This is a genomic window from Vibrio vulnificus NBRC 15645 = ATCC 27562 (genome assembly GCF_002224265.1).
Taxonomy (GTDB): domain Bacteria; phylum Pseudomonadota; class Gammaproteobacteria; order Enterobacterales; family Vibrionaceae; genus Vibrio; species Vibrio vulnificus.
In genome coordinates this window covers 404,243-418,470 of the sequence record NZ_CP012882.1, presented here as the reverse complement: position 1 = coordinate 418,470, position 14,228 = coordinate 404,243, and the positions used below count along the sequence as shown (strand labels likewise).

The following is a 14,228-nucleotide window of genomic DNA, read 5'->3' as shown; positions in this document are numbered from 1 at the left end:
TTTGTTTTTGAGCCACTACTCTCGGCGCGTTTTGCTAAGAGTAGTGGCTGGTTGGGTGGAAAGTTGAGCTAGTTTTATGCGCAACTGGTTTTGGCTGAGCTCTCAGAGAAGTGAGTCACCACTCTGTTTTTCCCTAAGTTTTTCGCACGTTGCAGAGCACGTTCTGCGTTTTCGATGGTCTCGTGGTAGCTCGGTGCAAGTTTCGTCAAGCCGACACTAATCGAGTATCCCACGGGCAATCCCGCTTCAAGCAATCGCGTGTTACTGATGGCGTGCTTGAGCTCGTTAAGCTGCGTTTGCGCTTCATGGGCGTCGCTGGATTGAAATAATACGGCAAACTCTTCACTGCCATAACGAGCTAAACACAGCCCATTGGGTTTAGGAAAGGCATCGCGAATCATCTGAGCGGTTTTTCGGATCACCATATCCCCAACAGGATGGCCAAAAGAGTCATTAATGCGTTGGAAGTTGTCGATGTTGATCATCGCTAAATAGAGGGCTTCTTTACCGAGCTCTCGCTGGACGGTATTGGCCAAGCTGGCTTTGTTTTCCAGTTGCGTCATCGGGTCTTGATGGCGTAACTGCTCATGCAACAGCAGATTGGCTAACGTTGTTTGAGCATAGTTTTGCACTATGCTGATCACCGCTTTTTGTGTTGGAAAGCGTTTTCGCAGGTAGATCACACCATTTAAACGCTCTCCGTCATACAGCGCCATACGATAGTGATTGCCGTTGATTTGCAGTTTGACTGCCAGTGGATCGGCATCGTGCTGGTGGTGAAAGCTCAGAGCATTTGCCGATAATTGCGCAACCAAGTCATCGTTTTGTAGCAAAGGTTTTTTATTGCCGTGATAGTCCAAGGTGGAAAACATCTGGTTGATGGGATCATAGAGGCAAAACTGAACCCCGGAGTTGAAGTAAAAACGGTTGAGTAAGATTTTGAGCTGTTGTTTGAAGTCGAGCAACGAGCGGCATTGACCCAATTGCGCTAGCTGATCGCTGAGTCGATAGCTTAAATAATTAATGATGATCGCCAGGCCAAGTAGTGAGGCGATCACCACCGCCGTGAGGCTAAATTGGTCGCTGCTTGAGAGTATGTCTGCTCGGTCGGTGCCGGAGATAAAGACCCAATCTAGATCGTTGTCCGTATTGAAGACGGCCAACTTAAAGTTGTCGCGGTAGTAATACTCGTATTTCCCAAATGGGTGTCCGGTTGCGATTTGTTGAGCAATGCCGCTGTTAAAGCTGATGGATAAGGTGCCGATTCGATGAGGATCGGGATGGAATACCAGTTTGCCTGTCGATTTCTCCACCACGAACACATAGCCTTTGTCGAGGATCTTAAGCCCCTTGAGGTATTGAGTGGTAAAAAGGAGATCAAACTCAATCCACAGCTGCCCATCAATATTCGGATTGATATGGCGGACGGCAAATACCCAGCGATTCTTGTTATTTTGATAGAGAGAGGAAATTTCGAACTTATCGCGCACTGTCTTGAGTGGGTGCCAGTAGAGTTTGTAAGGATTGATGGCTTGTTGTTTTCCCGACATGTCTAGCAAAGTGGGGCTATTTTTGCGCCAAAACAGGATGTTTGAGTAGTTATTGGAGTGAGAAAGAATGTGCTGTGCAATCGTCTGACTGTCTGCGTTACTCGGGTCAAGGTGAGCGGCCAGTAGCGATTTTTCTAACAGATAAAATTTACTGTAAACCGCTTCGATCTGCGCATGGATAAGACTGCTGGCGGTAATAATATGTGACTGAGATTGTTGGTAGACAGCTTCCTCGGACTGTTTGAACTGATGATAAGCCAGATAAATCATCGTGCAGGTTAATGCGATGAGATAAGGACGTAAAAGCCGGATAAGCGTTTTAGGTAATTCCATTTTGCCAATGACGTTATTTATAGTGTTATGTGGCTCGCAATATTAGAGAGTTCTTATGTGCACTTCAATGCGTATTACCTGAAGAAAGCCTAAGTGATGAAAAGACCAGCGTATTGCTGGCCTTTTGATGAAGTTTGGGTGAAAAAGTAAACCGCTAAACAGCCGCTGTTGAAGGCGCGCTTTCTGGCGGCTGGTAATGCAGGATAGCCATAGAAACAGGCGAAAGTAACACTTCTCCTTGTGCTACCTCGGGAGAGACATTACGTACATTGGTGTCGCAGATGTAGGTCCACTGCTGCTGATTGTCATCAGGCAGCGTAAAGCGTGCTGGCGCACTGGTTTGGTTAATTAAATAGACCATTTCATCGCCTTTTTCACCAATGCCAATGTGCAGAGAAACCGCGCTCAAACGGTTCCAATCATCGTGCTCCATATGAACGCCGTCAACCCGACGCCAGTAGATGCGGTTGAGATTGCGGCTTGGGCCACTGAAGGCGCGAATAAACGGCACCATATAGCGTTGGCGATTTTCCACCATTTGCGCCAGCCAGTGACGAAAATCATGCTTACGCTCAGAGTACTCCCAGTTCAACCAACTGGTTTCGTTGTCTTGGCAGTAGGCGTTGTTATTGCCTTTTTGGCTATGAGACAGCACATCGGCGGTGAGAATGTGTGGGATACCAAACGCAAACAGCAAACTGGCCATAAAGTTGCGCTTTTGTTTCTCACGAGTGGCGATGATCATCAGATTTTCCGTTGGCCCTTCGGCCCCGTAGTTTTCTGAGCGGTTGTCACCATGTCCGTCGCGATTCTGTTCGCCGTTATCTTCGTTGTGTTTGTGCTTGTACGACACCAAATCTTGCATGGTAAAGCCATCATGATAGGTGATGTAGTTGACCGTTAGCTTGTATGGCCAGTTGGCCGCACTGTAGATATCGCGTGACCCCATCAAACGGGTAGCAAACTCTTTGAGATAGCCTTGATCGCCACGCCAGAAGCTGCGGGTGATGTCGCGCAACTTGTCGTTACACTCGTTCCACCCAAATGGGAAATTGCCCACTTGATAGCCGTTGGGCCCGATGTCCCACGGTTCGGCAATCAGCTTGGTTTCTTTTAGGACAGGATCTTGCGCGACGGCTTTGAAAAAGGCCGCATCTCGGCTGTAGTCATCCCCTTGGCGGCCCAAGGTTGCCGCTAAATCAAAGCGGAAACCATCAACTTTGAATTCGCTGACCCAATAGCGCAACGTATCCATCACTAAATTTAGCGCTGGCTGATAGGTGAGATCGACGGTATTACCACAGCCAGTGAAATTGGCGAAATGGCTGCCATGCTTGAAGTAGCAGCGCGAATCGAGCCCTTTGAGATTAAAGATTGTCGGGCCTGCTCCCCCTTCCGCTGTGTGGTTGTAGACCACATCTAAAATCACCTGGATGCCGTTGCGGTGCAGTTCTCGAATCGCTGTTTTCAATTCCAAAATGGCGTCTGTGTCGGCATAGCGAGGGTCTGGCACCATGAAAAGATATGGGTTGTAACCCCAATAGTTGACTTTACCCATGTCGAGCAAGTGCGGTTCGTGCATACACGCTGCGACGGGCAGCAGTTGCAGCGTGTTGATGTTTTGTTGTTTGTAAAACGCCAACATGGCATCACTGACTAAGCCAAGGTAACGACCTTGTGCCGCAGGTGCCACTTCCGGATTCAGTTTGCTTAAGCCTTTCACATGTGTTTCAAACAGCACAATCTCTTCACGAGGAATGCGTGGAGATTCGATACCCTGCCAATCAAAATCATCTTGATATACCACACATTTTGGCATGGAGAAGCTTTTCTCTGCACTGTAAGGTGTTTGGTAGTGGAGAGGGCCATCCAAGGCTTTAGCATAAGGATCGGAGAGAAGCAGTGGGCCGTTGTCAGTGTCGATAATGAAGCCATACTTTTGTCCATGCTGGACATTCTCTACAAAGGTATAACGGATGCCGGCGTATTCTTCACTGAGTTCAAAAGTTTTAAATTCGTTGTTGTCATCAAACAGAGCGAGGCGAATAGACGCGCAATCCGGAGAATGGACGGCAAAATTGCAGCCTTTATCGTGTAACGTTACACCCAATGGATAGGGGCGAGCGAGCGATGTTGTCATAGTTATTTTTCTTAGTTCAGTTTCCATCTTTCGGAACCACTAGTAAAAAACTTTGTCCTACTGAGGTCAAGCGCCCCCCAGCGATTAATATAAATGTAATAAACTTTCTTTCTAACGTTCATATTTGGCAAAAATATGAATCAGCCCTCATTTTGTAGCCAGCAAATCACTAACAAAGTTACCAACTCCACCCTAAATCAGTGATCTTGCTCTATAAAACATCATGCCATAAAAATTCTCATCCCTTCTCATCCCCCCTGTTTTTTTTCGGGGTGGAGGACGTCATTCTTCTCCGCCTTTCATAGGATAGTCACTGTTGAAACAACTGGGGACCTAGTCCCGTCTTACCTCTCTTCTTGAAAACACAAACTCTACTGCCTGGTGAGTGACTTCATGGAGAGATATATAAGAATAGTCCTTAATGGAGTTAAGAATGAAAAAAGTAAGTTTGATCGCTGCCGCAGTGGCTTCTACTTTAGCAGCGGGTACTGCGTTTGCTGCGGGTACTGATGTGGTAACTGATGGTTGGGAAGTTCACGGTTACATGTCTTCTAACGTACGTGTTGTAGACGGCACGACAACAGACACAGAATTTGGTCGCCCAGATTACAAAACAGCAGGTACTCACGGTAAGAGCACCAACCAAGTTGAATTCGTTGTTAAAAAACACTCTGAGTACGAAAACGGTGTGTGGGCGGACTACGTAGTACGTACCGAATTCGGTAACGGTAACTCTTATGCATACTCTTCAGATGGTGATGAAGCTGTTCGTGATGAAGATGGCTTCGCAGTAAAAGAAGCGTTTGTTGAGCTAGGTGGCATTCTAGGTGAAGACACGTCAATTTGGGGTGGTCAACGTTACCTAAACCGCGCAGCGGGTATCCTATCTGGCGAGTTCTGGAAGCAATCTTCTGGTATCGGTGCAGGTCTACAGACTAAATTGGGTGGTAACACTGCGGGTATCGCTTACGTCATGGCTGACCCAATCAATACTTTTGGTGACAAGCATAAAACAGATCCTCGTACTACTTTGTCGTCACTTGATCTGTACTACTATGGTGTAGATGCAGGTATCGGTAGCCTAGACTTCGATCTGAAAATTGGCCACCAATCTAAACCAGGTAAGGACGACGATGGCTTCGGTGCGTCTGTGACGTTGAACACCAGCTACTACGGCCTAGACGGTTGGACTCAAACGGCGATCGCTTACGGCAAAGGTGTAATGCAAAACCGTGGTGTGAACTTTGGTAGCTGGTCAGGCGGTGATGACAACGCTGAATCTCTATTCCTGACCTCTTACGGTGTTTGGAACATCTCTGATAAAGTTCAGTTGGGTACAGAAGCAACCTACATGACAGCTCTTGACCAACTGTTTGGTGCGAAAGGTTTGACTCGCTACATCGTAGCTGCGCGTCCTTCATACAAACTGAACGAAAACGTGCGTCTAGAAGCAACCGCATCTTACGGTCACGAAGAAGGTGACAAAGGTTACTGGGGCCGTACAGGTGATGACGTAGAAAGCAACATTCTAAACCTAGAAGTAGCAACTGCGTTTACTGCAAACTCTGACTACTTCGGTCGCCCACAAATCAAACCTTACATCAGCTACATCAAAGCCGACGATGAAGCTAGTGCTAAAATCATTGGTATCGAAAACGGTAAAGACCAATTTGTCTTCGGTGTTCACACTGAAATTTGGTTCTAAACCGATTAGTATTAAAGGCAGCCAGAAGGCTGCCTTTTTGACTTTGTATCCTACAACCACATAGTGAGAAATATAATGAAAAACAAACACTCTTTGTTAGCTGTCGTTCTGGGTGCCTTGCTTGCCGGTTGTGCCTCGGATGCGCAAGTGCAAACCGAGTTGGCTCCCCCAACGAATGCAGAAGTTTGCTGTACCGAATTCTCTCAATTTCCTTACGCGCAATTAAACGATAAGGAAGACATCAAGTTTGACGTTGATCTGGCGTCGCCCGTGGGTACGTTTAGCCAAGGCAATAGCCATTTTGCTGCGTTCCGTTTTAGCGATCGTAGTGGTGATGTGACCGTTACGGTCTCGAGTTTAATGATCGATGACAGCGTTTTTGCGCCAGAAGTGCTGCTGCTCGACAACCAGTTTAAAGTCGTAGAAACCTTCAAGCTGGCGGATTTTCAAATTTTGCCTTCGGATGCGTTCACCAGAACGCGTTACATTGAACGTTTCACAACCAATGCAGAACAAACCCCTTACTTTGTGATTTACACCCCAGCCGATCAGTTGGGCAAACAGGTCACGGTTGACCATCCTGCGAAGGTACGCGCCAAAGAGTTTGGTGAAGTGATGCCGATGGTGACCGATCCGGTTTATACCCATCGCTTGGGCGGCCGTGTTGAAGTGCAAGTGGAGACGCTGAAATTGCGCCCATTCCGTGCGATTGACCCTGTGAAACCCGCTGACGTGGCACCCGCCCCAGTGGTCGAAAAAGCCATCAAAGCGCAGCCAGAATCGCAAAAATTCTATTTATCGGCGATTGAACAAGCGGTCGCGAAGGGAGACATCCCGAAAGCTTTGAGCCTACTGGATGAAGCCAAAGCGCTGAACATTCCGGGTGCACAAGAAGCGTTTGTGAAAGCGGTGAACAGTAAAAAATAACGATTTTTGATTCGATAAAAACATCATCAAAAACAAAGGCGTTCCATCTGGAGCGCCTTTTTGCTTTGCAACCTATGATCTGGAGCTATGATCTGGATCGATGGTCTGGAATGGGTTAATCCTCAGCAAGGGCAAGATTGTCAGCCATGCGTTTTTGGCGTAAGTAATCTTGCTGCTGCAAGGCATGGTGCTTTCTTTGCCAATCAGGCTGAGCAAAGGAGAGATTTTCCAACAGAGCGTAGTGGGGTTTGTCTACCACGGTGAGCATTACCTCCGGTGCCAGCGGTTTGAGTTGGCCGTCACGAACAATAAACGAGTGCGCTTCATTCAGTGGGAAGGTTAAGTGCAACTGCGTGTCTTCCAGTTCAAGCACCAAGGTGAGCTGAACCTCGGGCTCCACGCGTTCTGGTTTTACACTGTAAATAAGCGTGTTGTTTTGCCCTGTGTTGCCCGGGCGCGTAACCGTGAACAGCAAAGCGTTGTGTTGGCCAAAAGGCAAGCGCGCCTTCACCTTGTGCCAGCGTGAGGGTAACTGTGGATGCAGGAGCATTCGCTTTTCAGCCAATCTTGGCATAAAGCCCAAATAATCTTGCTGAGCATTACGTGCAAACTCAGAAACGGACCACGCTTGTGCGTAGGTGCCTGTCATCACTAACGCGTTTTCGTCTTGCTGGAAGGCGTCGAGGTTTTCACTCATGGCGCCACGATGACCTTGGGTCAAAATTTGCTTAGCGAGATTCTTGCTGAGCTGGTAAGCGAAATCTTGTTGGCCAAATTGACACAATGCGCTCACGGTAAAGCCAGCATTCCAGCCCCAAATGGTGCCGTTGTGGTAGGCGGCGTCCTTATGGTATTCGCTGCGGTTATCGTGATACGGGTGAAAATCTTGATGGCTTTGAGTCAGAGAGCAGATCCCCCATGGAAACAACAATTGTTCAACGCAGTTTTTCACTAAATGCTGGCCAATCTCGGCAGCAAGCAAGTTACGTTTCATCGGGATGGTTAATGCCATCAACTGATTGGGGCGCTGGCTGAGATCAGCCTCGTCACCATGACGCAGACAATCGGCTAAACAGCGACTCTCTGGCTGCCAAAACTTGGCGACAAAGCTCTCTTGCGCTTTGGTGGCGAGCTGGTGGCAGTGTTGAGCAAACGCCTCATCACCTTGCCAAAGCGCCAGTTGCTCGGCGATTTGTAGGCTCTCAAACCACAACGCTTGAATGTCATTGGCTTTCGGGCCGCGAGGTGACCACGGGATCTGCCCGTTAATTTTGGCGTCCATCCAAGTATCCGGATCGCGATGCGACATCAATCCATCTTCATCCAGATAGTGTTTTTCAACGCCTTGGATAAAGCGCTGCACCACGGGGTAGATCTGCTGTGCAAAGGCCATATCACCACTGTAGTGAAGGTACTCCATGATTTCACGAATCATCCAAGGCGTGCCATCGGTGGTGTTGTAGATGATGTTGGTTTTGCTGGTGACTCGGTTAGGGATACGACCATGATTGACATTATCGAGGTCGGATTTTTGCATGGAGGCAAAGTTACTGATGATCGCTTTGGCTTCATCAAACAGGCCGTTAATCAATGACGTGCCGGACAGAGCGATGAAGGTATCGCGCCCCCAACAATCTTTAAACCATGGCAAGCCCGCCCAAATGCCTAAACCAAATTCGTGGCTGACGAACGTTCGACTGGCCAATCTCGCCCACATCACAGCGCGGTTATATTCTTGGTCATCGCAGTAGAAATCGTTGTCCGTGAGGAAGTGGTAGAGCTGATGTTGATGTTGTAAGTCAGCATGCTGGTAAGCCGCATTTTGCGCCTGCTGTATCGCGGCGTCTTTATCGTGTTCAAAGCAGAGGTAAAGGGTCAATAACGTGCTCGGTTGACTGGTGGTGATGCGCAGCTTGCAGTTCCCACCATCAAGATGAACGGCATAATCCAATGCAGGGCATTGCTCAAACGTCACCTCTTGCGCTTCTACGGCTTGGTTGGCACTCAGAGCAAGGAATCTTGGCGCGCCTTCGGGCACTCGTTCGGGGTTGATCTCAATCAACACACATTGGCCATAGGTTTTTATTTGGCAATCGTTGAGGGCAATGTTGAGCTCAGGCACGATGGCTAAAGTGGTGGGCTCAACGCTTTGCACGCTTAGTGCCACTTGCCGTTGCCCTGAATGAACGCTCAAACGATCGCGACTGTGGCAGGTGTAGTGATGTTCAATGCCATAAGGCAGTAAGCGAGCACGGCAGGCTTCTGGTTTGTTGAGGAGCTGGCCGTCGACAAAGGCCGCAAAACCGCCGAGATACCAACCTTGATGATGTCGATAGCGACCCGCGCCAACAAAGCAGTGCGTTTGACCTTCATAGTAGCCGTCGACATTATCACCAAATACAAACGGGAAACGGCGGTTTTCTTCAATGGCCAATGTGTCAAACAGAGTGTCGATAGCAAGAGCATGTTCACGATGGGGCGCGTTTGGTGTGGGGCCACAGGTAGGGATCAACTGGCTATGCAGCTGCGCTCGTTCAACCTCGACTTCCGCATTGTTCGCCCCTTTGGTGATCGTCAAGCTGGGCTGCGGTTGTGAGCAGTCGAGGGTTAAGGTGAATCGTTCGGTTTTTTGCGGAATGTAAACAAGATCATTGCCGATGCCTTGAGTGGCGATCAACGGCTGCGTGATCGCTTCATTCAGTTCAATCGCTTGGGTTGGGTGGGCGGAAAAGGTCCATTGCGCCGTGCCATCTTTATCGGCAATTTTAAACTGATGGCGATCAGCAGAAAGGACAACGCAAGCTTGAAGTTGCTGCGGTGAAGCGGGCACAAACGGGGTATCTAATCCCCAACCATTGAAAGTCCCTTTAAGATACAGGGTGGGAAGCGTGTGCATGGTTTAGGTTCCTAAAACGAAAAAAGGCACAGCGAACTGTGCCAAGGATACGATGAAATCTTTATTTGGTGATTTGCTTCGCGGCCATGTCGAGGGCGTCTTTCACGCTCTGCTTACCTTGCATTGCGTTGTCAATGGCTGCGCCTTCGGCAAACCAGTAAGCCGTCATCTGTGGAATGTTTGGCATAATTTCGCCATTCTCAGCATTAATCATAGTGGATTTAATGCGCTCATCACTTTCTAAGATGGTTTGGAACGATTTCAATGTCACAGCGCCAAGTGGTTTGTCGTTGTTCATGATTTTTAGCGCCTCATCTTGGAATAGATAGTTTTCCAAAAACTCGACCGCCAAATCGGTATTTGGGCTAGCGGCGTTAATGCCGGCACTGAGAATGCCGACAAACGGATTGCCTTTGCCACCGTTAAGAGTAGGCAGAACGGCAACACCGTAATTGACGTTGAGTTTATCTAAGTTCCCCCAAGACCAAGGGCCGTTAATGGTCATCGCCGCTTCGCCTTTGGTGAAAGCCGCTTCCGCAACGGAGTAATCCATATCAGGGTTGAGGACACCTTGGTTGACCATATCCACCAGATATTGAAGGCCATGGATGCCTGCTTGGTTGTTTACCCCTGTGCTCTTGGCATTGTATCCGCCGTCGATTTTTTCAAAGGCAAATGCGCCACCAGAGGAGATGACTGGCCAAGTGAAATAGGCATTTTTGATGTCCCACATGATCGCTTGCTTACCTTGTTTTTGCATCTGCTTTTGGATCTGTGGCAGCTCTTCCCACGTTTTAGGTGGCTCTGGCAGTAAGTCTTTGTTGTAGATAAGAGAAGGGGCTTCAATGGCCAATGGGTAGCCGACAATTTTGCCGTTAACCGTAACGGCATCCCAGCTGAAATCGACCAGTTTTTCTTTGAACTCTTTGCTCGGTTTCACTTCGTAAAGCAAACCCGCTTCGGCATAACCACCAAAACGATCGTGGGCCCAGAAAATGATGTCTGGACCACCGCCCGTAGCGGCATGTTGTTGGAATTTGGCTTCCAGTGACTCAGGATGCTGGACGATCACTTTCACGCCCGTATCTTGTTCAAATTGACGACCTATTTCGGTTAAGCCTTGGTAGCTCTTGTCGCCGTTGATCCAGATGGTGATTTCCCCTTCTTGCATCGCCATAACTGGCGCCGTCATTAAGGAGGCAAGCGTACAAACAGAAAGTGTTTTGATAATCGGTTTCATTGTTATTGTCTCGCGTAATATGTTCTAAGTGGAATATTACCCCTGACAGAACCCGCAGAGAAATAGTTAACACAAACAGTGATATAGAAAGTTTTTATATCAGTGCGGAGTAAAGCGGTCACAAGGTGCAGAAAGAAAGGAAGAGGCTTGTCCCCAGAGTGCCAAACTGTGAACAAGCCCAAGAACTGTTTTTATGGGTCTTTTCTAATGGCCGTTTTTTCCACTGTTATAGCTCAAGTACCCATGCACTGGCGGCAAAAGGGGGTAGGGTGAGCCAAGCTCGACCTTGACCGTGATTGACGTTCAGTTGCAGGGTTTCACTGGCATGATGACTGGATTGGTCACTGAGTTTATCCACTAAGGTATATTGCCCATCCGCAAGTCCAAGTTGCGCGATCAACGCCTCAGGCAACACCACTTGGCATGTATTGCTGTGGTGTGCTGAAAAGTTGCTGGCAGCCAGCACCAACTGCTGAGAATCGAAACGAGCAAACAGATGGCAGAAGTGACTCAATGCTTGTTGGTTGGTGGAGTACAAATCGCAATACTCACCGCTCATTGCTGAGTGGGTTAAGGTGAAGTTGAGTAAACGTATATAGAACGCCCGCAGCGCGCGTTGTTTCTCATTTAGTTGGCCGCCATCAAACTGGCCTTCATTCATCCATTTTTGATGCTCGGGCACGCCCACATAGTCAAAAATCGACGTGCGGCTAGGCAGGCCAAAGCCGCCCAATTCTGCCCCTGCTTCGCCCACTTCCTGACCAAAATAAATCATGGTGGGTGAGCTACTGAGTAAAGCCGAGACCAACATTGCAGGGCGACCAAACTCCGCATCCCCAGCAAACTGAGGCGAGGCGAGGCGCTGCTCGTCATGGTTATCGAGGAAGTGCAGCATATGGTGTTCGATGTCCATCATTTGCGCTTGGATCTCGCCGATGATTGCGGTCGAAGCGCGGTTTTGTATCACCGCTTTGAGCCCGTCGTACAAATCCACTTTGTCGTACAGATAATCCATTTTGCCCAAGTGAATGTAATCGCGGTATAGATGAGGCTGATACACTTCGGCCATCAAAAACGCATCAGGATTGCGCATTTTGATGTGTGAGTTGAGATAGCTCCAAAACTCGACAGGGACCATCTCGGCCATGTCGTAACGGAAACCATCGACGCCGAATTCGAGCCAATACAGAGCGATGTCGCGAAATTTCTTCCACGAGTCAGGTACGTCTTGCTGCTGCCAAAAGGCAAAGTGCGCTGCTGCGGTTTTCTGTGCAAAATCCGCTGGCAATTCGGCAAAGTCTTTGCTGCCATCGGGTCGTACACCGTAATTGACTTTGACCGTTTCATACCAATCATCAAACTGAGGTTTGGCTAAGCGCGAGCCGTTGCCGGTCCATTTGGCAGGGAACTCTTCGTAAGGCCACTGCAATTGTGGGTGCGCCTCGCCGCCGAGTGGGGTAAAGGGCGTTGGAAAGTCAGGCAGTTGAAAGGCTTGCCCTGGAATATAGTAAAAGTTGTTGTCTCGGTGATATTCGACAGAGGTGTCGTCATCAGCACCAAAGTCACGCACCCCTTCAGGGTTGTTTAATCCGTGATACTTGCGCGCAACGTGGTTGGGTACGATATCGATGATCACTTTCATGCCGTGGCGATGGGTACGCTCAATTAGCGCGGCAAACTCTGACAATCGTTCTGCCGGATTGTCGGCCAGATCGGGATTCACCGAGTAGTAATCTTTGACGGCATAGGGCGAGCCGGCACGCCCTTTCACGACGGCAGGGTGATCGTGCCCAATACCATGGTGTTGATAATCCGCCACCAACGCATGATGTGGCACGCCCGTGTACCAAATATGGCTAATGCCAAGTTGACGAATCTCTTTGAGTGCGAGGTCGGTAAAATCACTGAACTTACCCACGCCATTTTCCTCTTTGCTTCCCCAAGGTCGGCTGTGCTGAACTTTGTTGCCAAATAAACGAGTAAATACTTGGTAAACGGTGAATTTTTGTTTTTTCATTTCACATTTATCCCATGTTTGTAGGGTCATTATTATTGGGGCAAGTTAACGGATATGCGACGGCTTGAACTCATCCTTATCGGGGGCGTAGAGCGGATTCTCTGAGGCTATGTGTATACTTAAGTAACCTTAGCTCAAGAATTTAACAAATATGCCGTTAAACTTAGCAAGAAGCGTGTTTTAATTAGGCTCAGAGTGAGCTGTTCAATAAAGAAATGACATTATGAGTATGATGGCCGTCGCCATTGGCGCTACGGGGCTGTCTTTGCTGCTGGTGTTTGTTTGGATGTTCTCCTTATCGTTAAGGAAGCAACGACTCGAACAAGAGCGAAAAGCAAGGGAAATTGCCAACCGCAAAGCAATCGAAAAAGCGCGAGAGCAAGAAAGACAAGAACGACTTTTCAAGGCCGAAGGCGGTCATATTCCGACGATCCTGTTTTTAGCCAAAGAAGCGGAGCGAACTAATTTAAAGGAAGCGCTCTATTGGTATAACAAAGGGGCACGTTTAGACAATGTGAACTCGATGTATGGCATTGTGCGCATGAGTGACCGCATGCGTGAAGACTTGATCCTCAAAGAACAAGCGAACTTCTGGCGTTTGGCCATTGCAGGGCTGGAAGGCAGTCTGGATGCGAAATTTGAAGCGGGCAAAGCCCTTGTTCATGGTCGTGGCATTGAAAAAAACTTACCCAAAGGCTATCGCTTAATTGAAGAAGCGGCGGTTCAAGGCAACTTGGATGCGATGCTGTTTATGGGGGAGTGGAGCCAATCGGGTGAGAATCCCGAGCGCTCGAACGATAATGCTTACCAGTGGTATCACAAAGCGGCAAGTAAAGGCAGTGTCGATGGGCAAATTCACCTTGGCCTCAGTTATTTAGCGGGAGTCGGAACCAAGACGGATCATGCCAAAGGTACCTATTGGCTTGAACGCGCAGCCGAAAGAGGCAGCGCCGAAGCCATGTTCCATGCGGGCGAAGCTTGGCGTGATTATGGCAAAACCGGCAATGCGTTGGCTTACGTGTGGCTGTTCTTGGCGTCTCATTTTGGTTATGAAAAAGCGCGCGCAATGCGTGATCAAGTGGCGACGAAAATTGGGGTCGACATCGTGGTGGGTTTGCAAGCGGTGGCAAAACCTTTGTTGAAAAAGCTTGAAGCGGGCAAAGTGGGTAAGCACGCCATCATTAAAGCGCTCAATAAAGTGTATAAGCGCCCGAGTTATTTCCCTCCGCTTGAGGCCAATTTGGATCGCAGTGATGAGCCATTGGTGTTTGAAGAGATAGATGAGGGGCTACTGGCTGACACCATTAACCAAGAGCCTCAGCCACCAAGTGCTGGTGCAGATTCCTCTGCTGGCAGCGAGCTCGATTTCACTCAAGACCTGTTTTCCTCCCAACACAAACCCTAAACAAACGCCCGCATG

At 48.7% G+C, this 14,228-nt stretch carries 8 protein-coding genes; 3 read left to right on the top strand and 5 right to left on the bottom strand.

What is annotated here, in order from left to right; genetic code table 11:
* Window positions 1-74: 74 nt before the first annotated feature.
* Window positions 75-1,883 (bottom strand): sensor domain-containing diguanylate cyclase, encoded by a 1,809-nt coding sequence (locus AOT11_RS17500; RefSeq protein WP_017421700.1) that lies wholly within the window; start codon window positions 1,881-1,883, stop codon window positions 75-77.
* 154 nt (window positions 1,884-2,037) lie between these two features.
* Window positions 2,038-4,023 (bottom strand): glycogen debranching protein GlgX, encoded by a 1,986-nt coding sequence (gene glgX / locus AOT11_RS17495; RefSeq protein ID WP_026050605.1) that lies wholly within the window; start codon window positions 4,021-4,023, stop codon window positions 2,038-2,040.
* A gap of 433 nt (window positions 4,024-4,456) precedes the next feature.
* Here glgX and AOT11_RS17490 point away from each other — a divergent pair, with 433 nt between their 5' ends.
* Window positions 4,457-5,728: a carbohydrate porin gene (locus AOT11_RS17490; protein WP_026050604.1), complete on the top strand. Its 1,272-nt coding sequence runs from the start codon at window positions 4,457-4,459 to the stop codon at window positions 5,726-5,728.
* 75 nt (window positions 5,729-5,803) lie between these two features.
* Window positions 5,804-6,655 carry a MalM family protein gene (locus AOT11_RS17485; RefSeq protein WP_026050603.1) on the top strand — a complete coding sequence of 284 codons (852 nt, stop codon included), beginning with the start codon at window positions 5,804-5,806 and terminating at the stop codon, window positions 6,653-6,655.
* A gap of 115 nt (window positions 6,656-6,770) precedes the next feature.
* On the opposite strand, the gene AOT11_RS17480 is transcribed toward AOT11_RS17485, so the two are convergent.
* From AOT11_RS17480 to AOT11_RS17470, 3 genes are all read right to left on the bottom strand, one after another.
* Window positions 6,771-9,551 (bottom strand): amylo-alpha-1,6-glucosidase, encoded by a 2,781-nt coding sequence (locus AOT11_RS17480; RefSeq protein ID WP_017421704.1) that lies wholly within the window; start codon window positions 9,549-9,551, stop codon window positions 6,771-6,773.
* A gap of 61 nt (window positions 9,552-9,612) precedes the next feature.
* Window positions 9,613-10,791, bottom strand: coding sequence for a maltose/maltodextrin ABC transporter substrate-binding protein MalE (gene malE / locus AOT11_RS17475; protein ID WP_017421705.1), 1,179 nt, complete (start codon window positions 10,789-10,791; stop codon window positions 9,613-9,615).
* A gap of 226 nt (window positions 10,792-11,017) precedes the next feature.
* A complete protein-coding gene (locus tag AOT11_RS17470; RefSeq protein WP_026050602.1) occupies window positions 11,018-12,808 on the bottom strand; it encodes an alpha-amylase family glycosyl hydrolase in 1,791 nt (596 codons plus the stop codon).
* A gap of 223 nt (window positions 12,809-13,031) precedes the next feature.
* Between AOT11_RS17470 and AOT11_RS17465 the strand changes: the two genes are divergently transcribed.
* Window positions 13,032-14,213 (top strand): tetratricopeptide repeat protein, encoded by a 1,182-nt coding sequence (locus AOT11_RS17465; protein ID WP_017421707.1) that lies wholly within the window; start codon window positions 13,032-13,034, stop codon window positions 14,211-14,213.
* Window positions 14,214-14,228 lie beyond the last annotated feature (15 nt).

Coding starts and splice junctions, on each gene's coding strand:
- AOT11_RS17500 (WP_017421700.1), bottom strand. CDS start 1,883: ATGGAATTACCTAAAACGCTTATCCGGCTTTTACGTCCTTATCTCATC.
- glgX (WP_026050605.1), bottom strand. CDS start 4,023: ATGACAACATCGCTCGCTCGCCCCTATCCATTGGGTGTAACGTTACAC.
- AOT11_RS17490 (WP_026050604.1), top strand. CDS start 4,457: ATGAAAAAAGTAAGTTTGATCGCTGCCGCAGTGGCTTCTACTTTAGCA.
- AOT11_RS17485 (WP_026050603.1), top strand. CDS start 5,804: ATGAAAAACAAACACTCTTTGTTAGCTGTCGTTCTGGGTGCCTTGCTT.
- AOT11_RS17480 (WP_017421704.1), bottom strand. CDS start 9,551: ATGCACACGCTTCCCACCCTGTATCTTAAAGGGACTTTCAATGGTTGG.
- malE (WP_017421705.1), bottom strand. CDS start 10,791: ATGAAACCGATTATCAAAACACTTTCTGTTTGTACGCTTGCCTCCTTA.
- AOT11_RS17470 (WP_026050602.1), bottom strand. CDS start 12,808: ATGAAAAAACAAAAATTCACCGTTTACCAAGTATTTACTCGTTTATTT.
- AOT11_RS17465 (WP_017421707.1), top strand. CDS start 13,032: ATGAGTATGATGGCCGTCGCCATTGGCGCTACGGGGCTGTCTTTGCTG.